The following is a 24,896-nucleotide window of genomic DNA, read 5'->3' as shown; positions in this document are numbered from 1 at the left end:
ATAAGGACACACCATGAAAAAATTTAATCTTATTACCGCAAGTTTTTTAGCGTTAGGTTTAACAGCTTGTAGTTCAGAGCAATCAGTTAATACATCAGTTGAGCAGGTGTCTGCGCCAGGAGCTCCGGGTGTTGAACCTTTTTGGGCATACTCAGGTAAAACAGGTATTGGTACATCTTACGAGCAATACCAAGACGGCCACTATAGTGATGCAGCTGCTACAGGGAAAGTATCAAAAGTTTGGTTTTCAATCGCGAAAGGCATGATCACCGAAACTATGTTTGGTTTAATTCACCAAGCACAAATCAAAGACATGCAGTTTGTTGTAGTTGGTAAAGACTTTACCGTTACAGAGAACGATGATCTGGATGTTAGCATTGATTATTTATACAAAGACGACGCAGGTCGCCCATTATCGCTTGCTTACAAAGTAGTAAGTAAAGATAAACAAGGTCGGTTCACTTTAGAAAAACATATCTTTACAGATCCTAACGGGCAAACATTGTTTGTTCGTAGCGTATTTAATACTGACCTTGAAGGTGTGAAAGCCTACGTTAATGTAAATCCTTACATTGATAACAACGGTTTAGACGATTTTGCAAAAGTGACCGACAAAGGTCTAGTTGCTTGGCAAGATGATAACTTTTTATCTTTACAAGCCGGTCAACCATTTAAAAAGGCAAGTGTTGGCTTTACAGGTGTGAGTGATGGCTTAAAAGAGTTAAAAGCATCGCAATCATTATCAACGACTTACCAAAATACCGGTGATAAGTCGGGTAATGTAAGCTTACTTGCAGAGCTTGGCGAAGTATCTAAAAACACCACCTTTGATTTAGCTTTAAGCTTTGGTAATTCTGAAGCTGCAAGCTTAAAAGAAGGCCAAACAAGTTTAAACCAAGGTTATGAAAAAGTGCTTGCTGCTTATAACGGCGAAGGCGCGGCAATTGGTTGGCAAGATTACTTAGCAAGCCTTGAACCTTTGAGCACATTAACTAACAGCACTGCTGATAATGGTAAATTGCTATATACCAGCGCCATGGTATTAAAAGCGCAAGAAGATAAAACTCATGCAGGTGCTTTAATTGCGTCACTTTCTAACCCTTGGGGTGAAACGGTTTCGGCTAAAACAGGTTCTACTGGTTATAAAGCCGTTTGGGTTCGTGATTTCTATCAAGTTGCTATGGCATTTATGGCTATGGGTGATACACGTACAGCTAAAACGGCGTTTGAATATCTAGAAAAAGTACAAGTGACGGACAGCACGCCAGGCAATGGCGGTGACACGGGTTGGTTCTTACAAAAAACGCACGTTGATGGTGAGCTTGAGTGGGTAGCTGTTCAGCTTGATCAAACAGCAATGCCGATTATGTTAGCGTGGAAACTACATCAAGCTGGCGTACTAAGCGATCAAGAGCTGACAGATTGGTATGGCAAAATGTTAAAACCAGCGGCTGATTTCTTAGTTGATGGTGGCGTTGCGAAAATTCTATGGAACGACACACAAATTACACCACCAGCAACGCAACAAGAGCGCTGGGAAGAACAAAATGGTTTTTCTCCCTCAACAACAGCTGCGGTAGTTGCAGGCCTAGTAACGGCTGCTGATATTGCTAAAAAAGCAGGTGACACTAAAAATGCAGAGCGTTATCTAGCAACGGCTAAAACCTACAACAGTGAAATTGAAAGCACGATGTTTACGACTCAAGGTAACCTTAAGTCTGAAAACAGTGATGGTGAATATTTCATCCGTATCGGTCAAGACAAAGATCCAAACTCATCAACCACACTTAATGCTAATAACGGTCGTAAAGGCTTTGATAAAAAGCAAATCCTTGATGGTGGTTTCTTAGAGCTTGTTCGCTATGGTGTGCGTGATGCACTTGCTCCAAGCATTATAAAAACTTTACCAGAGTATGATGACGAAACCTTAGTTGATAACCTGCAAGTGCGCTACACCTTTAACTTTGCTGATGGTTCGGGTTCATTCCCTGGCTACCGTCGCTATGGTAACGATGGTTACGGTGAAGATGAAGTGACAGGTAACAACTATGCTGAAGGTGGCAATAACACTCCAGGTCAACGTGGTCGTGTTTGGCCGTTTTTCACCGGTGAGCGTGGTCACTATGAAATCGCTGCGGCAAACGCAACCAATAGCCTTGATGCGATGAAGCAACAAGCGATTAAAGACACCTATGTAAAAGGCATGGAAGCATTTGCTAATGAAGGCATGATGTTACCTGAGCAAGTTTGGGATGGCGTTGGTAATAATAAAGCAGGCTATCAGTTAGGTGAGGGGACAAACTCAGCGACACCACTTGCTTGGACTCACGCTGAATACATTAAGTTACTCCGTTCAGTGAGCGATAAACATGTGTGGGACCATTACCCAGTAGTTGAAGACGCATTGAAATAATTCAGCTTCAGATGATGAAACCGCCGATTAACACTTGGCGGTTTTTTTTTGTTTTGCACTTTTTTACATTAATTTTCAAATAGTGTGATATTTTAGCATTACGTAAATATAATTTCTGAGACAAACACCTATTTAAGTAAAAGCAAAAATTGCACTATTTTTTTTAAAAATAGAGGTTTTGCTCAGGTTGAGTAGCTTTGTTTAAATTAAAAAGTAAAGGGAATTTAATTAATATGCTAAAAAGAATTTCACTTATATTATTACTAATTTTACAATGTTCTTGCTCTATTAATTCTAACTTCGGGAATTATATTATTGCTGACGCCGAAAATAGAGGAAGAGGTGAACAAGTCCAGGTTTATAACGATCGAGAAATTTTCAATTTTAGATCAACCTATTTAGGTAATGTAGAATCCAACTTTTGTCACGAAAAAAATGACTCTCTTATCCCTGAAGATGCTTATTATTACAATCCTTCCAATATAAAAGATACTTTACAAGATTCTTTAAAAGTTAAAGCACATAAAATGGGTGGTAATGGTATAGTTTTTTCTCAATGTTATACTACGTCAAATACATATCAGTGCTATAAATCAATGCGTTGTGAAGGCTCTGTTTATAATATTGAAAATTAACTGTGAGCTCTAAAACAATGAAACACATGCTTCGCTTTGTTTTTCTAATGCTACTTACTTACCCTTTCTTAAGTGTTGCTAATGCAAAATTAAAACCCTTCAGCAGTGATGGTTGCAGCTCTTTTCCTGATGGAACTATAGAACATAAAAACTTGTGGTTGGCTTGCTGTACAGCCCATGATCTCGCATATTGGCAAGGCGGTACTTTCAAGCAACGTGACCAAGCTGATGTCGATTTAAAAGAGTGTGTTGCAAAAGTAGGTGAGAAAGAGATTGCGGTATTGATGCTTGCTGGTGTCAGAGTGGGTGGTACACCTTTTTTACCAACCAGCTTTCGCTGGGGTTATGGCTGGCCATATCCTAAGTTCTATGGCGAACTAACAGAGCAAGAGCGGATGCAAGTTGAAAGCCGTTTAGCCGAACTTAATACTGAGAAAAATAACTAATTAATCGTTTATCTAAGTTCTTTACAGGTTTTAGATGCATCATTGATTACAGTTGCTTCAGCGCTTTTGGCAAAACGTGTTGACATATAGAGGCCTAATTGGTGGTCTGGCATTTTTATGCGTGTAACGCCATCAAAGTGGTGAGGCTCGATATCTTTTGCAATTACAGTGGGTAGGGCTGTAATACCAGCTCTGTTTTTAGCTACAAACTCAACAGCTTGTTGCCATGTATTAACTTGTTGCTCATGGCTTAGTATTTCATTTTCATCAATGTCTAAATATTTAAGTATTAAGGTGCGCGCACCAGTACCGCGCTTATATGCTATGCCTTGTAATAATGCCTGCTTGCGTAAATTTTTAATACTTAAATCTGTTTCATTTGCCTGGATTATGAGCTGGTAACCAACTTGATAAATTGTTTTTGAACGAGTCGCAAATAGATCTCTTTGAGGAAGCAGTAATAATGGCATAGCGATATCTACTTCATTATTTTTTAACATTTTAATTAAACGAGCTTGCGGTACTGTAATAACGTCAAGGTCGGATTCGAGATGATTAATAACACAGCTATATGCTGACTTTAATTCACCATGAAATTGTTTACGGTAGTACTTTAAAGATTCGCCATTTTCACTTGATACACCTATCAGCAATTTAGCTGAAATTGAATGGCTGAATGAAGCAATAAATAAAGCACATAAGGTGATAAAAAAACGTATAAAGTCCATTTATAAACTTGTCATATTTTAATTAATTATTAATTTATCAATGACTAGTTATAAAAACAATATCAAGGTAACAACCTGAAATAACATCGTTGTATGTATTTAGCTTGAGTTATTCATTTATATATTTTAAAACAGTGCGTTAGAAATTTTTACTTGAGGGAAAAGCTGGAAACTGCAATATTGAAATTGTGTAGCATTTTGTAGCCTATGAAGTACTGTATTATTTTTCCAAATGGAGTTTGTAAATGATAAAAACAGCCTTAATTTTATTTTCATTGATTGCGTTTAATACGCAAGCACAAAGCTTTCAAGCAAAATTAGTCAAAGCTGCGAAAGAGCGTACTGAACACGTTGTAGTTTATAACGGCAGTTATCGAAAAATTGACTAGCCCAATGGCGATGTACCAAAAAATATAGGTGTGTGTACCGATGTGATAATTCGCAGCTATAGAGCTTTAGGAATTGATTTAAAGACGCTTGTACATGAAGATATGCGCGACAACTTTACCTTATATCCTTCAAAGCGAATTTGGGGCTTGACCAAACCAGATACTAACATTGACCACCGAAGGGTACCTAACTTGCAAGTGTTTTTTGAAAAATTTGGCACAAGAAAAGTTATTAGCAAAACAGCTGCTGATTACCAAGCTGGTGATATTGTGACTTGGGTTTTACCTAATAATAGGCCTCATATCGGCATTGTTACAGATGAGCTATCTGAAGATAAATTAAGACCTCTCATTGTTCATAACATTGGCTGGGGGCCGAAAATGGAAGATATGTTATTTAACTATAAAATTACAGGTCACTATCGATTTGAACCAAATCTTAGCAAATAGTTTTTCCTGTATCAGAATTAAGCCATAAGCAATTGCTATCGTCTTGCATTTTATAACCTCGTGTTTTTGCTATAACAGCGTGCATTGTTCGTTATTTGTTAAAGTTTATAGCTCTTTGTATTAAGAACATGGAATAAATTTTGTTTTTATAATAATTTAAGGTATTTTGTACCTATAACTTATGCTGAGCAGTTTTATAAAAAGCATCAAGTAAAATTGTCAGTTTCAATCTTTTTAAGTGCAAAAAAGGAACAGTTCGATAAGTGAAGGGAATTATGAAAAAACGTATCAAAGAGAGCTTTGGTGTAATAGCCTTAGTATTAACATTAATAACATCATTAATAGGCATATATTCGTTGAGTGAATTTATTACTATTTATGGTTCTATATTTCTTGTCTGTTTGATTTTTGGAATGTATAGATATGCTTAGTAAGTTTACAGTTAAATCAACATTAGCTGAAAAGCTTACTAAAAATTCTTTTGTCGCAATTGAACCAATCTATTCAGATGAAACCACAGAGTATTTGAATACTAAATTTGATCAATTATTCTTACAGCAGAATCAATCTAGACGCTATGTAGATGCTTTAGATATGCTTAATTTAGGGGTTCTTTACGATGTTTTTAACCCAAGCTTAATATCATTAATTTATAAGCTAATGCCCAATCCAATTCTTTATCATTGTCATTCATATGAAATTGATGGTAAGTCTCAAAAATCACATATAGCAGGGGACAACTTTTTAGACGGTTGGCATAGAGACATAGACTGTATTCATGATTTTGAAAAGGGAGGTATTCAGCATATAAGCCTTTTTGTATATCTAACTGATGTAGGTGCCAATGATGGTGCATTTGAAGTTTGCACAAAAAAGTTAGGTTATCTTCCTAGATTGTTTAAGAGCTCAAAATTTTACAGTATAACAGGTAAAAGAGGACATTCTTTTTTATTTAATAGAACTGCATTTCACAGAGCTAGCCCGAATAAAAATAATAATTACCGAAGAGTATTGAAAATTTCATTCCAAGATAAAAATACTAGCTCAATAAAACTGAATGAAAAAATAAAAAGTCATAAAAAAAGATTTAACCTACAAAAAGTACGTGATTCTGTACCAAAAGAAAATGTTATCATCAGGTCGTTATTTGGTGACGAAAAAGTAAATAATGAAGAATTGAGAAGGGCAATAGAAAGTAAAAATCTATCCAGCATAAACTATGCCTTTATCCCCGAGTCTACATTTGAAATTAAATATAGTATGTCATTATTAAAAGAATTTCGGGGGGCTGCGAGAGATTTAATGTATCTAAAGAAAATGATGTACTCAAAAAAAATTAAATGTAGATAGTATTCTTCCCCCCTCAAAGTGTGAATTTGAGGGGGGAATGGATTTTATAACCCGGCTTTTTTAGCGCGAGCAGTATGTAGTTTTTTATAGCTTTCGATTAAACGAAGGTGTCTATCTAATCCCTCAAGCTTCATGCTGGTCTCTGTTAGACCATAAAACATCACATCGCCGTTGATTGAGCCAACCACGGCATCCATTGTTTCTTGGCCAAACATACGGGTAAAGCTGTGGATGTAATCTTCAATTTCAAGGTCATCACTAAGAGCAACTTCTAATGTTGCGTGCATTGCTTGGTAGAATAGACCACGTTCTACAATAGTATTGTCGTTATATTGTAAGAAAGCTTCAACAAGCTCCATTGCTGCCTCTAAATCACCAAGAGCTAAGTAAATAAGTAGTTTAAGCTCAAGAATCGTTAACTGACCCCACACTGTGTTTTCATCAAACTCAATGCCGATTAAGGTGATGATATCAATGTAGTTATCAAGTTCACTTTGTTCTAAGCGCTCAACTAAATCAGCAAGTTGATCTTCTGATAAACGGTGCAGATTTAAGATATCTTCGCGGAAATTAAGTGCTTTATTGGTATTGTCCCAGATTAAGTCTTCTACTGGATACACTTCTGAGTAATCAGGCACCAAAATACGACATGCAGTACCAAGATCTGAGAACTCAGCAATGTAAGCTTCTTTACCTAAGCTTTCTAAAATACCGAATAAGCTCGCTGTTTCTTCTTCATTGCTGCCAGAGAAATCCCACTCAACAAACTCATAATCGTGTTTAGCACTGAAGAAGCGCCATGAAATCACGCCAGTTGAGTCAATAAAGTGTTCTACAAAGTTTTCTGGCTCAGACACAGCCATGCTATTAAATGTTGGCTTAGGCACATCGTTTAAACCTTCGAAGCTTCTGCCTTGTAATAGCTCAGTTAAGCTGCGCTCTAACGCAACTTCAAAGCTTGGGTGTGCACCAAAAGAGGCAAATACACCGCCAGTTTTAGGGTTCATGAGTGTTACGCACATGACAGGGAACTGACCGCCTAGTGAGGCATCTTTTACTACAACTGGAAAGCCTTGTTCTTCAAGGCCATTAATACCTGCAACAATCCCTGGGTATTTGTTTAAAACCTCTTGAGGTACGTCTGGTAAAACAATTTCTTGCTCAATGATCTGGCGCTTAACAGCACGTTCAAAAATTTCAGATAAACATTGTACTTTTGCTTCGGCAAAGTTGTTACCTGCGCTCATACCATTACTTAAGAATAAGTTTTCGATTAGGTTTGATGGGAAGTAAACCGTTTCACCGTCAGAGTGGCGTACATAAGGAATAGAACAGATACCACGTTCTTTATTGCCAGAGTTCGTATCAATTAGGTGTGAGCCACATAGCTCACCATCTGGATTATAAATTTCACGGGTATAGTCATCTAGAATTCCCTCTGGTAGAGAGTCATCGTCAGTCAGAGCAAACCACTTTTCATTTGGATAATGAACAAACTCGCTATTAGCAATGTCTTCACCTAAGAACTGATCGTTATAGAAGAAGTTACAGTTTAAGCGCTCAATAAATTCACCCAATGCTGAGCATAACGCGCTTTCTTTAGTTGCACCTTTACCATTAGTAAAACAAATAGGTGAGGCTGCATCACGAATATGTAGTGACCATACATTAGGCACAATATTACGCCAAGAAGAGATCTCGATTTTCATCCCTAATTCTTCAAGGATGGCCGTCATATTTGCGATGGTTTCTTCAAGCGGTAAATCTTTACCTAAAATAAACGTGTTGCTGTCATCACCTGGTTTTGCCATCAGCATTGCTTGTGCGTCAGCTTCGATACTTTCCACAGTATCGATTTTAAACTCTGGCCCAGTTTGAATAACACGTTTTACCGTACAACGTTCAACAGAACGTAAAATACCCGTGCGGTCTTTTTCAGATAAGCTTTCAGGTAATTCAACCTGAATTTGGAAAATTTGGTTATAGCGGTCTTCTGGGTCAACGATATTGTTTTGCGCCACACGAATACCATCAGTCGGGATATCGCGTGAATTACAATACACTTTAATAAAGTAAGCCGCACACAATGCAGAAGACGCTAAGAAATAATCGAATGGACTTGGTGCAGTGCCATCACCCTTATAGCGAATAGGTTGGTCTGCAATGACAGAGAAATCATCAAACTTGGCTTCAAGTCTGAGGTTGTCGAGAAAATTAACTTTAATTTCCATTAAAAAATTCCACCTTTGTGCGCATTGCTATCTGAAGCTTTATACAGCCAGATAAGCATTTTCATCATAATAGGTGTAATTATCTGCTTTTTCGAAGTAATAGTCTTGGGTAAATCGAAAAAAAAGCGATTTTAATAAATAAAAGCCTAGTTTGCAGAGCAGATAGCGATAACTGTGGCGTTATCGCTAAGGGTTAAACACTCGAACCGCGAATAATTAAACGAGGCGGTAAAAGCGTATTTTCTACTTGTTCACCACGAATAAGCTTAAGTAGATTATCAACTAACATTTGCCCCGCAAGAGTGGTGTCTTGCTGAACAGTAGTAAGAGGCGGATTAACAAAGCTGGCAACAGCAATGTTATCAAAACCGACAACGTGAACATCGTCAGGAACTTTTATTTTTGCTTCTTTCAGGGCGCGAATAGCACCAATAGCAATAAGGTCACTGGCTGCAAATAAAGAGTTAAAACGAATATTATTGGCAATCAATGATCGAGTAGCATGATAGCCTGACTCTTCTGTAGAAATGGCATTAGCCATTTTACGTTCGTTAAGGGTCACACCTTTAGCTAAAAATGCATCTTTAAAGCCTTGGTAACGGGCAAAAAACTCAGGGCTATGCTCAGAGGCATCACCAATAAAAGCACAATCTGTTCTACCTGTAGCTAATAAATGCTCTGCCGCTAACTTACCACCACCATAATTATCACAGCTCACTGTTAAGTCAGGGCGGTTATCGACGCTTGCGCCCCAGCAGACAAACTTAGTGTGTTGGTCAATTAAGGTTTTAAATTTGGGTTGATAATCGAGGTAATCCCCATAACCCAATAAGATTAAGCCATCGGCACGGTGACTATCTTCATAATCAGCTTGCCAATCTGAGCTGCTTGATTGAAACGAAACAAGCAAGTCATAGCCTTCTTTCGCACACGCTCTGGTAATACTACCAAGCATCGCTAAAAAGAAAGGGTTTATTTGTGATTCATCTGAGGTTGGATCTTCAAATAACAAAAGGGCGAGGGTGCTACTTTGTTGTGTTCTTAGGTTACTGGCATTTTTATCAACTTTATAGTTGAGCTGTTTTGCTACCTCATGAACACGTCTACGCGTTTCTTCGTTGACCAAAGGGCTGTTTCTTAATGCGCGAGACACGGTTGACTGTGACACACCCGCATAATGTGCAATGTCAAAAGATGTCGCCTTACCTTTCATATTGTTACCAAATAACATAAGTAGTAATTGCCATTTTCGGCTATTTAATATTTTTTTCAAGCTATTTGTGACGAGTGGTTAATTACAAGCAAAACTCAGAGCTAATAGGTGTTATTTCTGTGCATTTTGTTGATTTTTAGCACTTAAGGCGTGAGTTTTTTAATAAAATACGTATGCATTCACAAATAATGAAAATTTTTATTGATTCGAATCTGACACCGGTGTCATAATGTCACTGTTTTATCATTTTGTTGTCAAAACGTATTTGGCTGCCCATTCATTTGGGCAGCATTTTTTTAATACAAAAGATAGCTTCTTTGAGGCAACGACCCAAAGTTTAGCAGACACAGTGGCTTTGCCATTGAAAACTAGAAAAATAAGCGGCAATAGCTTAGACAAATAGAGAAAACAACATGAACACACAGACAACTACAGAATTCGCTCCTATTCTTGTTGCCGATATCGGCGGCACTAACGCTCGTTTCGCTTTAATCACAGACTTTAATACGCAAACAAATCAGTTTGTTATAAAGCATAATTTAACATTCCCAAGTGCTGATTTTGGTTCTTTAGAAAGTGCAATTAATCAGTATTTCAGTCAAATATCGTTTCCAAAGCCTAAGCGTGCATGTTTAGCGGTAGCGGGCCCTATAAAAGCAGGCCAAGTACACTTAACAAACCTTGGCTGGCACTTTAACGTTGCAGATTTAAAAGCTGAGTTTTCATTTGAGCAACTTGAAGTTATCAACGACTTTGCCGCATTTGCTTATGCAGCACCATATTTAGACGATTCGCAAAATATGGCCGTTAAGGCAGGTCAAGCAGATGAAAATGCAAATATTGCAGTAATGGGCCCAGGCACTGGTTTTGGTGCAGCGTGCTTAGTGCGTACCTCTCAAGGCAGCGCAGTACTTAGCTGCGAAGCGGGTCATATTACCCTTGCCGCAGTAACAGAGTTAGACCGCCTTTTAATCACTGAGCTTAAAAAACAATTAAATCATGTGTCAGTAGAGACAGTGTTCTCAGGCCCAGGTATTGCGCATTTGTATCGTGCTATGGCTGCGGTAAAAGGTGTTGAAGCTAAAAATTTAGATGCAGCGCAAATTAGTGAATTAGCCACTACAGGTCAATGCGAAGTGTGTGATGCGACATTAAATCAGTTTTGTGATTGGATTGGCAGCGTAGCCGGCGATTTAGCTCTTACATTTGGTGCATTAGGTGGTGTATTTATTGGTGGTGGTATTTTACCACGCATGCAACAACGTCTATTATCGAGTCGATTTATTGAGCGTTTTGCAGACAAAGGTATTATGTCGCAATATACTTCACAGATCCCTGTTACACTAGTAACACAAGACAACATTCCATTCATTGGTGCTGCTGCGTGTTTACATGTAAACAGTAACGCGTAATTTGCAGTTGGATTAAGAGCGGATGAAAAAAGTTACCATCAACAGTGTTGCCAGCCATGCTGGTGTTTCTAAGAAAACAGTCTCTCGCGTGCTGAATAATGAGCCAAACGTGAGTGATGCAACGCGCGAAAAGGTACTAAAAGTATTTAAAGAGTTAGATTACACGCCTAATCCTATTGCCCGTGGTTTAGCACAAAATCGCAGTTTCATAATTGGTTGCTTATACGACAACCCAAGTAAAAGTTACATTACCCGCGTGCAAACAGGTGCTTTAGCGGCGTGTCATGAACTTAATTACAACTTATTGATCCATCCTTGTGAGTTACGTGGCGAAGAGTTAATTAGTAACATTGAGCAGTTAATTCAAACCTCTCGTTTAGATGGTATCGTTTTAACTCCACCTTTTTCGGACTTTCCTCAATTAGTGAGTTTTTTAAAGTCGAAAAAGATCCCGTATGCTCGTGTAGCCTCAGCCACCCTTGAAGATGATTCTATTTCTGTACGAAGTAATGACGAGCAGGGCGCTTTTGAAATAACTGAGCATCTTATTAAGCTTGGTCACAAAGAAATTGCGTTTATTAAAGGTCACCCAGATCATAGTGCTACAGAACAACGTTTTAAAGGCTACCGCCGTGCACTTGCCTCAAACGGCATTGAATTTGATGAGCGTTTAGTCGAAGAAGGTAACTTTAGTTATCACTCTGGTGTTGATAGTGCCCGTACTATTTTAGATTTAAATCCTAGGCCAACGGCAGTCTTTGCTTCAAATGACTACATGGCAGCAGCGGTATTAAAGTTAGCTACGCAAATGCAATTGAAAGTGCCAGACGATATTTCTATTGCAGGTTTTGATAACGCACCTATTGCCCGTCATATTTGGCCAGGCTTAACCACCATCGCACAGCCAGTTGAAGAAATGACACAACAAGCAGTCAAGCAATTAATTACACATATTAGTGAACCACAAGAGTCACCTTATCAAGTGACACTTGAAGCAAAGCTAATTACTCGCGAATCAACAGCAGCAATTAAATAAATTTCATCATATTTTTTCACAGTAGCCCGAGAATGAGTGACGCGTTCTCGGGCTTTTTTATTTTGAAGCTAGAAAAGAACGGATTTTAATTTAAGTTACTGTTTATAAGTAATAAGTTTGGCAATGTGTAAGCTTTATCTAAGTCGTTATAAGTAGATATAAACATGAAATATCCTCATATTCTACTAAAATTAAATTGTTCATTATTTGGTCATTTAAAAAAATTAAACTAAATTTAACAGATAGGGTTGACACCGGTGTCACAGTCATGAGTTAATACAGTGACACCGGTGTCAGGTTGGTTGTGAGAGACAGCCTGATAGCGTACCTTTGAACGGGTAAATCAAAGATGCTCAGTACAGTTATATTCGTGGAGTCTGTAATTGTTACTGAGCCTTTATCCTCTAACTATAGAGATGAGTCGAATTTTATGTTGCATCCTCGTATCCAAGAAGTCACCGACCGCGTTATTGAACGTAGTAAAGAGACCCGCCAAGCTTATTTAAAGCGAATCGCGCACGCAAAAAAACAAACAAGAGTTCGTGCAGGTTTAGGCTGTGGTAATATTGCACACGTTATGGCTGCTTGTAGCAGCGATGACAAAGCTCGTTTAAAAGCTGACGAGCAACCAAACCTAGCTATCATCAACGCTTATAACGACATGCTTTCTGCGCATGTACCTTACAAAGATTATCCAGAAATCATCAAAAGCCTTGCAACCAAGTACGATGCAACAGCACAAGTTGCTGGTGGTGTACCTGCAATGTGTGACGGTGTAACACAAGGCCGTGATGGTATGGAACTGTCATTGTTTTCACGTGATGTGATTGCAATGTCGACTGCGGTTTCTTTATCGCACGACGTGTTTGACGGTGTTTTCTGTTTAGGTGTATGTGACAAGATTGTCCCAGGACTTTTAATTGGTGCCTTATCATTTGGTCATTTACCAACGTATTTCTTACCAGCAGGTCCAATGCAATCGGGTATCCCGAATAAAGAAAAAGCCCGCGTACGTCAAAAATTTGCACAAGGCCTAGTAAGTCGCGAAGAGCTGTTAGAAGCAGAAAGTGCGTCGTATCACAGTGCCGGTACTTGTACTTTCTACGGTACTGCAAACTCGAATCAAATGTTAATGGAAATCATGGGTCTACATTTACCTGGTAGCTCTTTCATTAACCCATACACAGAACTACGTGATGGTTTAACAGGTCATGCTGTAGAAACCATGTTAAAGCAGTTAATCGAAACAAAAGATGCTAACTGCCTTGCAGACGTAGTGAGTGAAAAAACAATTATTAATGGTTTAGTCGGCTTGTTATCAACAGGCGGTTCAACAAACCACGCAATCCACCTAGTAGCAATCGCTAAAGCAGCGGGTGTGATCCTTACGTGGAAAGACATGGCTGACTTATCTGAAGTTGTGCCACTTCTTACGCGCATCTACCCGAATGGTTCAGCAGATGTGAACCACTTCCAAGCTGCTGGTGGTATGGGCTTCCTAATGAAGCAACTACTTAGCAAAGGTTACCTACACAACGACGTGAAAACGATTGTTGGTGATGGCCTTGAAGCTTACACCACAGAGCCAATGTTAGATAAAGATTCATCAGTGATCATGACTAACAGCACAGGCCCAAGCAAAGTTAAATGGGTAGCGTGTCCAGAAAAATCACACGACGAAGAAGTATTGCGTCCGATTGATAATCCGTTTAGCAAGCAGGGGGGGTTACAGCTTCTTACAGGTAACCTTGGTAAAGCAGTTATTAAAGTATCTGCAGTGGCTGAGTCGCATCAGGTTGTTTCAGCGCCAGCTAAAGTATTTAGCTCACAAGGCGAGTTACAAGAAGCGTATAGCCGTGGTGAATTAAACACCGACTTTATTGCTGTAATTAAAGAGCAAGGTCCGAAAGCGAAAGGCATGCCTGAGCTTCATAAATTAACGCCAGTAATGGCAACACTCCAAGATCAAGGCTACAAAGTAGCGATTGTGACAGATGGTCGTATGTCGGGCGCATCAGGTAAAGTTCCTGCAGCAATCCACTTAGCACCTGAAGCTGTTGAAGGTGGTGTAATCGCAAAAATTCACGAAGGTGATTTAGTGACACTTGATGCACCAGCGGGTGTATTAAAAGTACACGTAAGCGATGAAGAATTAGCAAAACGTGAATTACAACTTAGCCAACCAAGCCAAACATATGGTACAGGCCGAGAATTATTCGCAGGTTTCAGAAATATAGTAAGTAGTGCAGACCTTGGCGCTAGCGCCTTCGGTTTAGAATAATAATACGCCGTTACTGGGCTATGAGGAACATACAATGAGCATTGAGAAAATTTTATCATCGGCACCTGTGGTACCGGTTGTTGTTATCGAAAAACTTGAAGATGCAGCACCCCTTGCACGTGCGCTTTATAACGGTGGCTTAAAAGCATTAGAAATTACTTTGCGAACGCCGATTGCGGCAGAAGCAGTAAAGCTTATGAAAGAAGCTGTACCTGAAGCATACGTTGGCACAGGCACTGTTATTGATAAAGCGACATTTAATGCATCTGTAGAAGCTGGTGCTGATTTTATGGTTAGCCCAGGTGTAAACGACGAATTATTAGCACTGGCTAAAGAGTCTGATATTCCATTTTTACCAGGTGCAGCAACACCAAGTGAAGTAATGAAATTAGCAAGCCAAGGCTTTAAGTTCTTAAAGTTCTTCCCTGCAGAAGCGGCAGGTGGTACAGCAATGCTTAAATCAATTGGTGGCCCTTTACCGCAAGTGACTTTCTGCCCAACTGGCGGCATTAGCCTTGAAACAGCACCTAACTACCTAGCACTTAAAAACGTAATCTGCGTAGGTGGTACTTGGATGTTAGATAAACAACTTATTGAAAACAAAGACTGGCAAGCCATTGAAGCGCTTGCTCGCCAAGCAAGTGAAGTAAAATAATTAACGGGAGATATTAGAATGATTAATGTTGCAATTAATGGCTATGGACGTATCGGTCGTAACGTATTACGTGCTCTTTATGAGTCAGCTCAAAACAACGAAATCAAAATTGTTGCTATCAATGATTTAGCACCAGCAAATGTTAACGCGCATTTAACTCAATTTGACTCAGTACACGGTCAATTTTCTCAAAAAGTAACACTTGCTGAAAACACCATGCTAATTGGTAATGATGAAATTACTCTTACGCAAGAGCGTGATCCTGCAAACCTTCCTTGGAAGGAATTAAACGTCGATATCGTATTAGAATGTACGGGTTTATTCACTTCACGTGAAGCAGCTGCAAAACACATTGAAGCCGGTGCTAAAAAAGTAATCGTTTCTGCACCTGGTACTGATATGGATGCAACGGTTGTTCATGGTGTTAACAGCGAAGTTTTAAACGCTGACAGCAACATCATTTCAAACGCATCGTGTACAACAAACTGTTTAGCACCGATTGCAAAAGCAATCAACGACACAGTAGGTATCGAGCAAGGTAGCATGACAACCATTCATGCTTACACAAACGATCAAAACTTATCTGACGTTTATCACCCTGACTTATACCGTGCACGTAGCGCAACTCAGTCAATGATCCCAACTAAAACAGGTGCAGCTAAAGCGGTTGGCTTAGTGCTTCCTGAACTTGCGGGTAAACTTGACGGCATGGCAGTACGTGTGCCAACAATCAACGTTTCTTTAGTAGACTTAACGTTCGTTGCAAAGCGTGAAACAACTGCAGCAGAAATCAACGAAGTCGTTAAAGCTGCATCAGAAGGTGCAATGCAAGGTATTCTAGAATACAACGAACTACCGCTTGTTTCTATCGACTTTAACCACAACCCAGCGTCTTCAATCTTCGATTCTACACAAACTAAAGTAGATGGTAAGCTTGTTAAAGTAATGGCTTGGTACGATAACGAGTGGGGTTTCTCAAACCGCATGTTAGACCAAGTTAAAGCGCTAGGTCAGTTCTTATAATAGAACAGTAAAAGTTTAAGCTTTATCCAACAAAGCCACGTTTATCGTGGCTTTTTTGGTTTTAGTGCTTAGTTACTTCCATAATATGGATTGATGTAAATACTAAGCTATTTGATTTTTCTGTAAATTTTAAAAATAATGTTAAATGCTAAAAGGGGAAAGACGGTAACAATGGAATAAAACATAGATTGCCTAGTATCCAAAGGTGATGAGAGCCAGTGATATGTAATGGCTAAAAAAATTATAAAATAGATTGTTAAGTTAATTATTTTTATCATTATCCGACGCTCGTTGCTTTTTTAGCAAGTAGGACAAATAGTTTAAGTAAATAATAATTATTACTCCTGTTGAGAAGAAAGTAATATTTTGCAGCATGTCAGTGGAAGAGTGTAGCCATCCTAAAATGGCAATCACCTCAATCAAAAATACCCCAGCTGCTAATCTACTCATGTATTTCATTGCTAAATCGCTATTTAAGAATCAAAGTAGGCATTTTTCTTCATATATAAGATTAATAATAAGATAACACCCATCATGTTTTGGATAAGTATTATTTAAATTTAGTCTTCTGTATTTTTATTCCCTGCATTTCTGTGTTTTGAGTAATTTTTTATGTAGAAAAGTTACTATAAAAGAAATAAATATAAATGAAGGAAGTACATAAATAAAAAGCAAAGGGGCATTCTCCACTCTTTGTTCTTCATTCATAAATGGAATAGAGAGTTTCTTATAAGCTTCTAAAAACAACATGAAGTTCGCGAATGCGCTAACTAAAATAAGACTTATATTCAAAAGATATGACTTAGCCTTTGACATAGTTATTTAATCTCCCAAAACCAAATATCTTTGCTGTTGTTAAGATCTGATACTACACCAAAGAATTCATATATTGATCTTGTCAGCATACCACCACTAGTAATTTGATCTTCATTCCAAAGATCGATGTGGTCTCCACTACGGTTAGTAACAGACTCACTGCCTCGTTGCCAATAATCTTTAAAAAATATAATTCCAGTTTTACCATCTAGGTCATCTTGGAAAGTTTTTGGATTAATTTTTTGTAGATCACCTAACCAACTAAAGTTTGAAGTTTTAAGCCAACTGGCCATTTCTTCTGCTAAAAGAATATGTTTCATGCCAGCGTGTCCCCAGCATTTCTTAACTTTAGCTCCTGCAGTTGATACGCCAGATTTAATTAATGCGTCACTTAAGTTAATAGCGCAATAGTTTCCAAATGGGGAAGAGCTATTAGTTTGCTTATTTTGACATCTTGCTCTGATCAGTTCTTTTTCAGGAAAGTTTTCCCATAAATCTTTAAATTGTAACATTTTATATCCTTATAATAGAGATGGTCTTGATTGTAAGTATCTTCAAAGGTTTTGAACAAAATCGACTAAAGTTCATTTTTTGTAATTAATTACTATCGAGTATGGTACTTCAATAATTGCTGCTAAAACTCTAAGTTAATCAGCAGAATTGTTTGGTAAATCGTATGGTAGGTTATTTATTGAGAAAGTAGACATTTTTATTCCTTTAAAAATAATTTACTTGTGCAGGCTAGTTTGTTCCTCATTTAAAGTCAATAAGGATTCTTTTGTATTTTAGTTGGCTACTTACATTTGATTCTATCGATACTTGTTAGCAAACATTCACGCTGCTTTATAATGTCTTACATTACAATATTTTTTCCTAAATTCTTCTGTGTTATGCTGCAAAAAAAATTGATAAATGGATTTTATATCATGACACGTCTTTATCATCGGCTATTTAGGGCTGAGCAGTTTCAAGTGGGTGAAGGCAATATCAGCGGCTATATTGCTTGCTTCTTAGCGGTTTTATCCTGTTTAGGGGTACTAGCTTTTCATTTTCCTGAGTATTTAACGACCCCAGAGCTCAGGCAAAACTACAGTGTCGAGTTTTTACGCCAGTTGATGTTTGTGGCATTGATTATTTCAGGCAGTTTAGGGTTGTTGAACTTTGTTCGTAATACTAATAAACGGCTCGGTGCAACGGCTTGGGTGTTGATCTTGCTTGCGATTGCATTTGGCGGGCCTAATGTTGAGGTGGGCGACTTTAAAGATAATACGCCGTACTTGGGGCTTGATTGGTTCATTCTTGACTTACTTGGTTCAACCCTGATTTTTATTCTAATTGAGAAGCTACTGCCGCACCGTAAAGAGCAAAAAATCCTCCGTTCTGAGTGGCAGGGTGATTTAAATCATTTCTTTGTTAATCACTTAATTATTGGTTTTGTGTTGCTGGCAACCAATCAGTTCGTGCATCACGCATTTGGCTGGGCTGTGTCTGATACAGTGCAAGGCTTTATTATTCAACTGCCATTTTTACTGCAGCTATTTCTAATCATTTTAGTAGCCGATTTAATGCAATATTTTGTGCATAGGGCTTATCACGAAGTGCCTCTGCTTTGGCGTTTTCATGCCGTGCATCATAGTGCAAAAGAGATGGATTGGCTGGCAGGCTCTCGTCAGCATATTTTAGAAATACTCGTGACGCGCAGCTTAGTGCTCACGCCTATTTTTGTGCTCGGCTTTCCATCGGATGTTATTAGCCTATATGTAATAATTGTTGGCTTTCAGGCAGTATTTAACCACGCCAATGTTCGTGTGAGATTTGGATGGTTAAAGTATTTGCTGGTTACGCCTCAGTTTCATCATTGGCATCATTCATCTGATAAAGCGGCCATTGACCGTAACTATGCTGCGCATTTTTCTTTTTTAGATTATCTATTTGGCACTGCTGTCAAAGGCCAAGCAGAGTGGCCCGACAAATATGGTGTAGTCGGCGATTACATGCCCGAAGGTATGTTAAAGCAGCAGGTGTTTCCGTTTAAAAAGCAAAAATAAAGCCTCACTGAGGCTTTATTTTTATAATGACCCTAAATCATAATCGCGAAACTAGGTCAGAAAGGCGAGGGCGTTTTTCTGAGTTGAGTACCAAGCACTCTTGAGCTATGTCAGCAAGCATCTTAGTAATGTCGTTTTGTTCAGTCACTACAGTCAGTAAATCATCGATGAAATAACCAAGGGCACGCACTTCAATCCCTTCTAGTAGCTGCTGTTGATTAGGCGTCAGCATTGATAAGTCTGTTGCCGCACCAAAGTCACCAAATAATAAGTCGCCTTGTGAATTGATCATGCTGTTATGGGCATAAATGTCACCATGACTTACTTGCTTTTGATGCAAATGAGCTAGGGTACTGGCCATTTGCTTAACAACTTTTAGCACCATTTCTTGCGCGTACTTGCAGTTGTCTTCGAATGTGTCTCGTGTACAAGTTGCAAGGGAAGGTGGCAAACCAAGATTCGTAAACTCTTTACTGATAAGCTCCATCACTAAACCGAGTTGTGACTCTTCATCGACATAGCCCAATGCTTTTATGAGATTTGGATGCTCACTGGCTTTTAAACAGCAATTTAGCTCATCGAGTGGATAACCATCACTGGTGATCTCGCCTTTAAATAACTTAAGAGCAACAGGCTGTTGATGCCAATTGGCTAAGTGAATAACCCCAGATGCACCTTGGCCAATCTGATTTTTAATATCGATTTCATTCAGTGCAATTTGGCTAAACAGCTGACAGTGTAAGCTAGTAGAGCGATTTAAATCGTTACCAGAGAAGGCAAGCCAAGCAAGCTTCGGTAAAGCTAAAAGCCAATCTTCAATTTTTGTAAGCTTATTGGCACTTAAACGTATTAGCTCAAGCTCTTTACAATTAGCCATTGACTCTGGCAAATGTGTTAACTGATTACCTGCCAGTGCGAGCTTTTTAAGCTTGCTGTACTCACCAAATGTTTCAGGTAAAGCGGGAATTTGATTATCAGTTAAGATCAGCCATTCTATCTGTGTTGGCAAACAGTGCGCTTTAAATTCAGTAATTTGATTACCTTTAAATGCCACCATGATTAAGTTTGGGCATTGTCTTAGCACCTCTGGAATATGTTTAAACTGATTAAATGATAAAAACAGCCTTTTGAGATTTTTTAATTTGTAAAAATCGTCAGGTAAATCACTTAGCTGATTATTAGATAAATCGAGGATTTCTAACGTATCGGCTAGGGTATAAATTTCTTTTGGCAATTCGGTTAGTTCTGCAACAAGCTGAAGCCGTGTACAACCTAGTAGAGAACCGGCTTTTAACTCTTCGAGAGTATTCAATGTTGATTCCTTTGGGCTAAAAGGTAAAAGGCCAACTTGGTTGGCCTTTTTAATTAAAACTGTGCGTTGTGGTAAACGTTTTGCACGTCGTCACAGTCTTCTAGCATGGCTAAAAAGCGTTCCATGACTTCAACGTCTTCACCTTCAATGGGTGCTTCTACTTGCGGCACAAAAGCAATTAGATCTTCGTGGAAATCAGTAACTCCCATTTCTTCAAGTGCTGTACGCGTGTTGTTGTATTCAGTGTGTGGAGCGAATACAGTCACTTTACCGTCTTCAACTTCTACATCTGTTACATCTACATCAGCCATCATTAGTGCTTCTAAAACAGCCTCGTCATCATCACCATCAAATACAAAAATAGCGAGGTGATCAAATAAGTGTGATACTGAGTTTTGCGCACCAATTTTTGCATTCGCTTTTGTAAAACAAACACGTACGTCAGCAAAGGTACGTTTGTTGTTGTCGGTTAAACAGTCAACAATGATCATACAGTTACCCGGGCCGTAACCTTCATAGCGAGTTGCTACGTAATCTTCGCCGCCACCGCCTTTGGCTTTATCGATTGCACGCTCAATTACATGCGTAGGTACTTGGTCTTTTTTAGCACGCTCAATTAAGCGACGAAGCGCTAAGTTGCCATCGGGATCAACACCACCATTCTTAGCGCAGATATAAATTTCTTTTCCGTACTTTGAATAAACTTTGGTTTTTGCACCCGCAGTTTTTGCCATTGAGTCTTTTTTGTTTTGATAAGCTCTGCCCATCTGCGTGTTGCCTTTTTGTTATAGATAAAAATAAAGCGGTTATTCTAATCATTTAACCTACTAGTTAACAGTGTTTATTCATCGCTTTGCTGTAACTGCCACATTCGTGCGTATTCACCATTTGCTGCAAGCAGTTGTTGGTGTTGACCTTGTTCAACAACCTGTCCTTGTTTCATAACAATAATTTTGTCAGCGTCAGTAATTGTTGATAAACGATGCGCAATGACTAAGCTGGTATGTCTTTGTGCGACTTCACGCATCGCGCTGAGAATGGCTTGTTCTGAATGCGAATCTAGCGCCGATGTTGCCTCATCAAATAATAAAATGGGTGAACCTTTCAAAATGGCTCTGGCAATTGCAATGCGCTGCTTTTCACCGCCTGATACTTTTAAACCGCGCTCACCAACAAGGGTTTTATCGCCTTTGTCTAGGCTTGCAATAAATCCATCTAAATGGGCAAGGCTTATGGCTTTATCAATTTCATCTTCGCTTGCAGTTGGATTTCCGTAAGCGATGTTTTCGCGAATGCTGGTATTAAATAGCACGGTATCCTGCGGTACGATGGCAATTGCTTGGCGCAAACTTTCAAGTGTCACTTTGTTGATTGCTTGCTCATCGATATAAATTTTGCCCGCATCCACATCATAAAAACGGTAGAGCAGGCGGCTTAGAGTGCTTTTACCTGCGCCACTGGCACCCACAATCGCCACTTTGCTGCCAGAAGTAACCTCAAAGCTTAAGTTATTTAAAATTGGCCGTTGTTTGTCGTAACTAAACGACACATTTTCAAAGCGAATAGCTGCTTTGGTTGCTTTTAATGGTTTTGCATCTTTGTCATCGCTAATGGCGGCTTTTCGATTTAACAGCCCGAGCATGTTTTCAAGGTCAGTCAGCGCACGGCGTATCTCACGATAAACAAAGCCTAAAAAGTTAAGCGGTAAAAATAGCTGGATCATGTAGGCATTGATCATCACAAGCTCACCTATTGTCAGCTCTTTATTGACCACTGAACTGGCACCTAGCCACATTAGCGCTGTAATAGCTGCGGCTATAATAAGTGCCTGCCCTGAATTAAGCGCCAGTAATGATAAACGATTTTTTAGCCTTGCTTGCTCCCATTTAGCTAAAAAGCTGTCGTAGGTGGTCGCTTCATATTGTTCATTGTTAAAGTACTTAACGGTTTCATAATTTAGTAAGCTGTCGATAGCACGGGTATTAGAGTTGTTATCGGCAGTATTTGCTTCACGAATAAATCGGTTACGCCACTGAGTTACTATCACAGTAAAAGCAATGTAAATAGCGACCGCGATAACGGTGACTAGTGCAAACCACGGCGAAAATAAGGTCGCAAAAATAATCGCTACTGTGATTATTTCAAATAAGGTTGGTACGATGTTAAACATTAAAAAGCGCATTAAAAAGCTGAGGCCACTTGTGCCACGTTCTATATCACGACTGATACCACCTGTTTGTCTATCAAGGTGAAAAGCAAGCTCTAAACTATGCAAGTGTTTAAATACTTTTAAGCCAATATGGCGCATTGCGTGCTCAGTAACACGGCCAAATAACGCATCGCGTACTTCACCAAAAAATACACTGGCAAAGCGCAGTAAACCATAGGCGATCAGCAAGGCAATAGGAACGCTTAATAGCGGGTTGATACTCGCATCAACCGCGTCAATTATTTCTTTTAGTGCCCAAGGCATCAGCAATGTGGCGCCTTTTGCAGCAATAAGCGCCATTACGGCTAAAATAACGCGGCCTTTAAAGGTCATTAAATAGGGCCAGAGTGTTTTGATGCTTTGTGATAGGTTCATTGCATCAGGCGATCTTGTCACTTGTTCTTTGCGGCTCATTCCACGCATGGGGGTCTCTTAAAATCAATTTGATAAAAATAGGCAAAAGCTTTCGTGTTTTAGGCAAGTGTAATTTGCAAATTTACCTCTATACTGAGTGAAGTATACACCAGTGCATTAGCAAATTAGTTAATTGCATGAGTTAAACACGAAGAAAATTAAGGAGTAAGCATGAAAACCGTCGGTTATGCAGCACATGATTCTGAAAAACCATTAGAGCCGTATCATTTTGAACGCCGTGCACTTCGTGATGAAGATGTATCAATTGAAATTCTATATTGTGGCGTGTGCCATTCAGACTTACATACAGCAGAAAACGATTGGGGCTGGACTCAGTATCCTGTCGTACCAGGCCATGAAATTGTTGGCCGTGTCCTTGAAGTAGGCAGTGGCGTTACAAAATATAAAGTAGGCGATAATGTCGCTGTAGGTTGTATGGTTGATAGCTGTTTAAGCTGTGACCAGTGTCATCACGGTGAAGAGCAGTTTTGTCGCGAAGGGATGGTAGGAACCTACTCAGGACAAGACCGTATCAGTGGTGAACTCACTCAAGGTGGTTATTCAAAGCACATTGTGGTGCGTGAAGAGTTTGTATTGAGCGTGCCAAAAGGCTTAGACCTTGCTAAATGTGCACCAATTCTATGTGCGGGTATCACAACGTATTCGCCACTACGCACGTGGAATGTCGGCCCAGGTAGCCGTGTTGGTGTGATTGGTTTAGGTGGTTTAGGCCACATGGCGATTAAAATCGCAGCTGCAATGGGCGCACATGTTACGGCAATTAGCCGTAGTGATAAGAAAAAACAGCAGGTTTTATCTTATGGCGCAAAAGATTTATTGGTATCGAGTGATGAAGCAGCCATGCAAGCGCATGCTAATCAATTTGATGTGATCATTAATACCATTCCGGTAAAACACGACTTTACGCCGTATATTCCGCTTTTGGATATTGATGGTACGCAAGTATTGGTTGGTCAAGTCGGTGAGCTTGCTGAGTCTAACTCAGTGCCGTTATTAATGGGGCGTCGCCGTGTTGCTGGCTCATTAATTGGCGGTATAGCGCAAACCCAAGAGATCCTCGATTTCTGTGCGTTACATAATATTCTGCCAGAAGTCGAAATGATCAATATGGACCAAATTAATGACGCATTCGATAAATTAAAGCAAGGTGATATGGCCTCACGCTTTGTTATCGACATGTCATCATTAGAAGTTTAACTTGTTTAAAAAGTTAAACTAACTAAGCGGGTCTAGTTAGGCTCGCTTTATTTTAGTTACTTTTATTTAAGTAATACCTTGTGTTTTATTTTTTTACCCTCATTATAGCCCTGTTATCCGCTTAATTTATTGGTCAGTTCTTGTTACGGTTTTTCTCAGTCATTATCTTGCTATTTACTGTGTTCTTTAGTGCACAGAGCATGGCTATGCCTGACAATCACTCACACTATGCTGCGACTAAATTGTTCCAAGTCGAGCTGACTAAAACCCCAGTTATTTCTCAAACTCATACAGTTGAACACCCTAAACCGGTAGAACCATCGGGGTTTGATACCCTTGTGCCGCGTTTAACTGCCAGTAATTCATCATTGTTTCTTTATCATAGTCAGGTTGATCCTGATTACGAGCTATTGATTGAATTCTTTGCTGAAGATTGGGGAAAAGAGCACTTTTTAGCGCCGCCAGGTGCTGTGCGTGTGATCCCATGGTTTGCGTTAGCCACTCAACGTAAATCCCGCATTAGTGGCTGGAAAGACGCTAATCTCTTGTACAAAGCCAATACGACCTATCATAGCTAAACGACTTCCTTCGTTACTTTTATATTTTTGGAATTAATT

General features: G+C 39.2%; 20 protein-coding genes and 1 pseudogene. 13 read left to right on the top strand and 8 right to left on the bottom strand.

Going from position 1 to position 24,896, the window contains the following annotated elements; translation table 11 throughout:
* The first annotated feature begins 13 nt into the window (after positions 1–13).
* The 3 genes from E5N72_RS11935 to E5N72_RS11925 all read left to right on the top strand — a co-directional run bounded on the left by E5N72_RS11935 (position 14) and on the right by E5N72_RS11925 (position 3,494).
* Complete coding sequence (locus tag E5N72_RS11935) at positions 14–2,413, top strand: glucan 1,4-alpha-glucosidase (RefSeq protein ID WP_135924942.1); 2,400 nt, start codon at positions 14–16, stop codon at positions 2,411–2,413.
* Positions 2,414–2,646: 233 nt separating this feature from the next.
* On the top strand, positions 2,647–3,048 hold the full coding sequence (locus tag E5N72_RS11930) for a hypothetical protein (RefSeq protein ID WP_168246736.1): 402 nt from the start codon (positions 2,647–2,649) through the stop codon (positions 3,046–3,048).
* A 17-nt stretch (positions 3,049–3,065) separates the two neighbouring features.
* Complete coding sequence (locus tag E5N72_RS11925; protein ID WP_346763506.1) at positions 3,066–3,494, top strand: hypothetical protein; 429 nt, start codon at positions 3,066–3,068, stop codon at positions 3,492–3,494.
* An 8-nt stretch (positions 3,495–3,502) separates the two neighbouring features.
* On the opposite strand, the gene E5N72_RS11920 is transcribed toward E5N72_RS11925, so the two are convergent.
* Positions 3,503–4,222: a hypothetical protein gene (locus tag E5N72_RS11920; protein ID WP_135924937.1), complete on the bottom strand. Its 720-nt coding sequence runs from the start codon at positions 4,220–4,222 to the stop codon at positions 3,503–3,505.
* A 245-nt stretch (positions 4,223–4,467) separates the two neighbouring features.
* Between E5N72_RS11920 and E5N72_RS11915 the strand changes: the two are divergent.
* Together E5N72_RS11915 and E5N72_RS11910 are read left to right on the top strand one after the other, a co-directional pair.
* A pseudogene (locus E5N72_RS11915) lies at positions 4,468–5,061 on the top strand (DUF1287 domain-containing protein).
* Between the two features lie 423 nt (positions 5,062–5,484).
* Positions 5,485–6,411 carry a hypothetical protein gene (locus E5N72_RS11910; RefSeq protein WP_135924935.1) on the top strand — a complete coding sequence of 309 codons (927 nt, stop codon included), beginning with the start codon at positions 5,485–5,487 and terminating at the stop codon, positions 6,409–6,411.
* 44 nt (positions 6,412–6,455) lie between these two features.
* Here E5N72_RS11910 and E5N72_RS11905 read toward each other — a convergent pair whose 3' ends face one another.
* Both E5N72_RS11905 and E5N72_RS11900 read right to left on the bottom strand, forming a co-directional pair.
* A complete protein-coding gene (locus E5N72_RS11905; protein ID WP_135924933.1) occupies positions 6,456–8,642 on the bottom strand; it encodes an OsmC domain/YcaO domain-containing protein in 2,187 nt (728 codons plus the stop codon).
* Positions 8,643–8,835: 193 nt separating this feature from the next.
* Positions 8,836–9,855 carry a LacI family DNA-binding transcriptional regulator gene (locus tag E5N72_RS11900; RefSeq protein WP_135924931.1) on the bottom strand — a complete coding sequence of 340 codons (1,020 nt, stop codon included), beginning with the start codon at positions 9,853–9,855 and terminating at the stop codon, positions 8,836–8,838.
* A 413-nt stretch (positions 9,856–10,268) separates the two neighbouring features.
* Here E5N72_RS11900 and glk point away from each other — a divergent pair, with 413 nt between their 5' ends.
* The 5 genes from glk to gap all read left to right on the top strand — a co-directional run bounded on the left by glk (position 10,269) and on the right by gap (position 16,262).
* On the top strand, positions 10,269–11,267 hold the full coding sequence (glk, locus tag E5N72_RS11895; protein WP_135924929.1) for a glucokinase: 999 nt from the start codon (positions 10,269–10,271) through the stop codon (positions 11,265–11,267).
* 22 nt (positions 11,268–11,289) lie between these two features.
* Positions 11,290–12,303: a LacI family DNA-binding transcriptional regulator gene (locus E5N72_RS11890; protein ID WP_135924926.1), complete on the top strand. Its 1,014-nt coding sequence runs from the start codon at positions 11,290–11,292 to the stop codon at positions 12,301–12,303.
* Positions 12,304–12,733: 430 nt separating this feature from the next.
* Positions 12,734–14,584: a phosphogluconate dehydratase gene (gene edd, locus E5N72_RS11885; RefSeq protein WP_135924924.1), complete on the top strand. Its 1,851-nt coding sequence runs from the start codon at positions 12,734–12,736 to the stop codon at positions 14,582–14,584.
* 34 nt (positions 14,585–14,618) lie between these two features.
* Positions 14,619–15,239, top strand: a complete 621-nt coding sequence (locus E5N72_RS11880; protein WP_063705675.1) for a bifunctional 4-hydroxy-2-oxoglutarate aldolase/2-dehydro-3-deoxy-phosphogluconate aldolase — start codon at positions 14,619–14,621, stop codon at positions 15,237–15,239.
* An 18-nt stretch (positions 15,240–15,257) separates the two neighbouring features.
* The gene (gap, locus tag E5N72_RS11875; protein WP_135924922.1) at positions 15,258–16,262 is read left to right on the top strand and encodes a type I glyceraldehyde-3-phosphate dehydrogenase; all 1,005 of its coding nucleotides are present in this window, start codon (positions 15,258–15,260) and stop codon (positions 16,260–16,262) included.
* 261 nt (positions 16,263–16,523) lie between these two features.
* Here the strand turns inward: gap and E5N72_RS11870 are convergent, their stop codons facing one another.
* Both E5N72_RS11870 and E5N72_RS11865 read right to left on the bottom strand, forming a co-directional pair.
* Positions 16,524–16,712: a hypothetical protein gene (locus E5N72_RS11870; protein ID WP_135924920.1), complete on the bottom strand. Its 189-nt coding sequence runs from the start codon at positions 16,710–16,712 to the stop codon at positions 16,524–16,526.
* Between the two features lie 368 nt (positions 16,713–17,080).
* Complete coding sequence (locus E5N72_RS11865) at positions 17,081–17,590, bottom strand: type VI secretion system amidase effector protein Tae4 (RefSeq protein ID WP_135924917.1); 510 nt, start codon at positions 17,588–17,590, stop codon at positions 17,081–17,083.
* A 414-nt stretch (positions 17,591–18,004) separates the two neighbouring features.
* Here E5N72_RS11865 and E5N72_RS11860 point away from each other — a divergent pair, with 414 nt between their 5' ends.
* Entirely contained in the window at positions 18,005–19,126 is a 1,122-nt protein-coding gene (locus E5N72_RS11860; RefSeq protein WP_135924915.1) for a sterol desaturase family protein, read from the top strand.
* Between the two features lie 37 nt (positions 19,127–19,163).
* Here the strand turns inward: E5N72_RS11860 and E5N72_RS11855 are convergent, their stop codons facing one another.
* The 3 genes from E5N72_RS11855 to E5N72_RS11845 all read right to left on the bottom strand — a co-directional run bounded on the left by E5N72_RS11855 (position 19,164) and on the right by E5N72_RS11845 (position 23,061).
* The gene (locus E5N72_RS11855; RefSeq protein WP_135924912.1) at positions 19,164–20,438 is read right to left on the bottom strand and encodes a protein kinase; all 1,275 of its coding nucleotides are present in this window, start codon (positions 20,436–20,438) and stop codon (positions 19,164–19,166) included.
* Between the two features lie 53 nt (positions 20,439–20,491).
* The gene (locus tag E5N72_RS11850; RefSeq protein ID WP_135924910.1) at positions 20,492–21,205 is read right to left on the bottom strand and encodes a YebC/PmpR family DNA-binding transcriptional regulator; all 714 of its coding nucleotides are present in this window, start codon (positions 21,203–21,205) and stop codon (positions 20,492–20,494) included.
* Between the two features lie 74 nt (positions 21,206–21,279).
* Positions 21,280–23,061, bottom strand: coding sequence for an ABC transporter ATP-binding protein/permease (locus E5N72_RS11845; protein ID WP_240704548.1), 1,782 nt, complete (start codon positions 23,059–23,061; stop codon positions 21,280–21,282).
* 171 nt (positions 23,062–23,232) lie between these two features.
* Between E5N72_RS11845 and E5N72_RS11840 the strand changes: the two genes are divergently transcribed.
* On the top strand, positions 23,233–24,279 hold the full coding sequence (locus E5N72_RS11840; protein WP_105174043.1) for an NAD(P)-dependent alcohol dehydrogenase: 1,047 nt from the start codon (positions 23,233–23,235) through the stop codon (positions 24,277–24,279).
* A gap of 206 nt (positions 24,280–24,485) precedes the next feature.
* Positions 24,486–24,857 (top strand): hypothetical protein, encoded by a 372-nt coding sequence (locus tag E5N72_RS11835; protein WP_135924907.1) that lies wholly within the window; start codon positions 24,486–24,488, stop codon positions 24,855–24,857.
* The last annotated feature ends 39 nt before the right edge of the window (positions 24,858–24,896 follow it).

Source organism: Pseudoalteromonas sp. MEBiC 03607, from assembly GCF_004792295.1.
In the GTDB taxonomy this organism is placed as follows: Bacteria; Pseudomonadota; Gammaproteobacteria; order Enterobacterales; family Alteromonadaceae; genus Pseudoalteromonas; species Pseudoalteromonas lipolytica_C.
The sequence above is the reverse complement of the archived record's forward strand: the minus strand, read 5'-3'. Positions and strand labels throughout refer to the sequence as shown.

Coding starts and splice junctions, on each gene's coding strand:
- E5N72_RS11860 (WP_135924915.1), top strand. CDS start 18,005: ATGACACGTCTTTATCATCGGCTATTTAGGGCTGAGCAGTTTCAAGTG.
- gap (WP_135924922.1), top strand. CDS start 15,258: ATGATTAATGTTGCAATTAATGGCTATGGACGTATCGGTCGTAACGTA.
- E5N72_RS11925 (WP_346763506.1), top strand. CDS start 3,066: ATGAAACACATGCTTCGCTTTGTTTTTCTAATGCTACTTACTTACCCT.
- E5N72_RS11930 (WP_168246736.1), top strand. CDS start 2,647: ATGCTAAAAAGAATTTCACTTATATTATTACTAATTTTACAATGTTCT.
- E5N72_RS11880 (WP_063705675.1), top strand. CDS start 14,619: ATGAGCATTGAGAAAATTTTATCATCGGCACCTGTGGTACCGGTTGTT.
- E5N72_RS11920 (WP_135924937.1), bottom strand. CDS start 4,222: ATGGACTTTATACGTTTTTTTATCACCTTATGTGCTTTATTTATTGCT.
- E5N72_RS11840 (WP_105174043.1), top strand. CDS start 23,233: ATGAAAACCGTCGGTTATGCAGCACATGATTCTGAAAAACCATTAGAG.
- E5N72_RS11845 (WP_240704548.1), bottom strand. CDS start 23,061: ATGAGCCGCAAAGAACAAGTGACAAGATCGCCTGATGCAATGAACCTA.
- E5N72_RS11910 (WP_135924935.1), top strand. CDS start 5,485: ATGCTTAGTAAGTTTACAGTTAAATCAACATTAGCTGAAAAGCTTACT.
- E5N72_RS11865 (WP_135924917.1), bottom strand. CDS start 17,590: ATGTTACAATTTAAAGATTTATGGGAAAACTTTCCTGAAAAAGAACTG.
- E5N72_RS11870 (WP_135924920.1), bottom strand. CDS start 16,712: ATGAGTAGATTAGCAGCTGGGGTATTTTTGATTGAGGTGATTGCCATT.
- E5N72_RS11890 (WP_135924926.1), top strand. CDS start 11,290: ATGAAAAAAGTTACCATCAACAGTGTTGCCAGCCATGCTGGTGTTTCT.
- E5N72_RS11835 (WP_135924907.1), top strand. CDS start 24,486: ATGCCTGACAATCACTCACACTATGCTGCGACTAAATTGTTCCAAGTC.
- glk (WP_135924929.1), top strand. CDS start 10,269: ATGAACACACAGACAACTACAGAATTCGCTCCTATTCTTGTTGCCGAT.
- E5N72_RS11935 (WP_135924942.1), top strand. CDS start 14: ATGAAAAAATTTAATCTTATTACCGCAAGTTTTTTAGCGTTAGGTTTA.
- E5N72_RS11850 (WP_135924910.1), bottom strand. CDS start 21,205: ATGGGCAGAGCTTATCAAAACAAAAAAGACTCAATGGCAAAAACTGCG.
- E5N72_RS11900 (WP_135924931.1), bottom strand. CDS start 9,855: ATGAAAGGTAAGGCGACATCTTTTGACATTGCACATTATGCGGGTGTG.
- E5N72_RS11905 (WP_135924933.1), bottom strand. CDS start 8,642: ATGGAAATTAAAGTTAATTTTCTCGACAACCTCAGACTTGAAGCCAAG.
- edd (WP_135924924.1), top strand. CDS start 12,734: ATGTTGCATCCTCGTATCCAAGAAGTCACCGACCGCGTTATTGAACGT.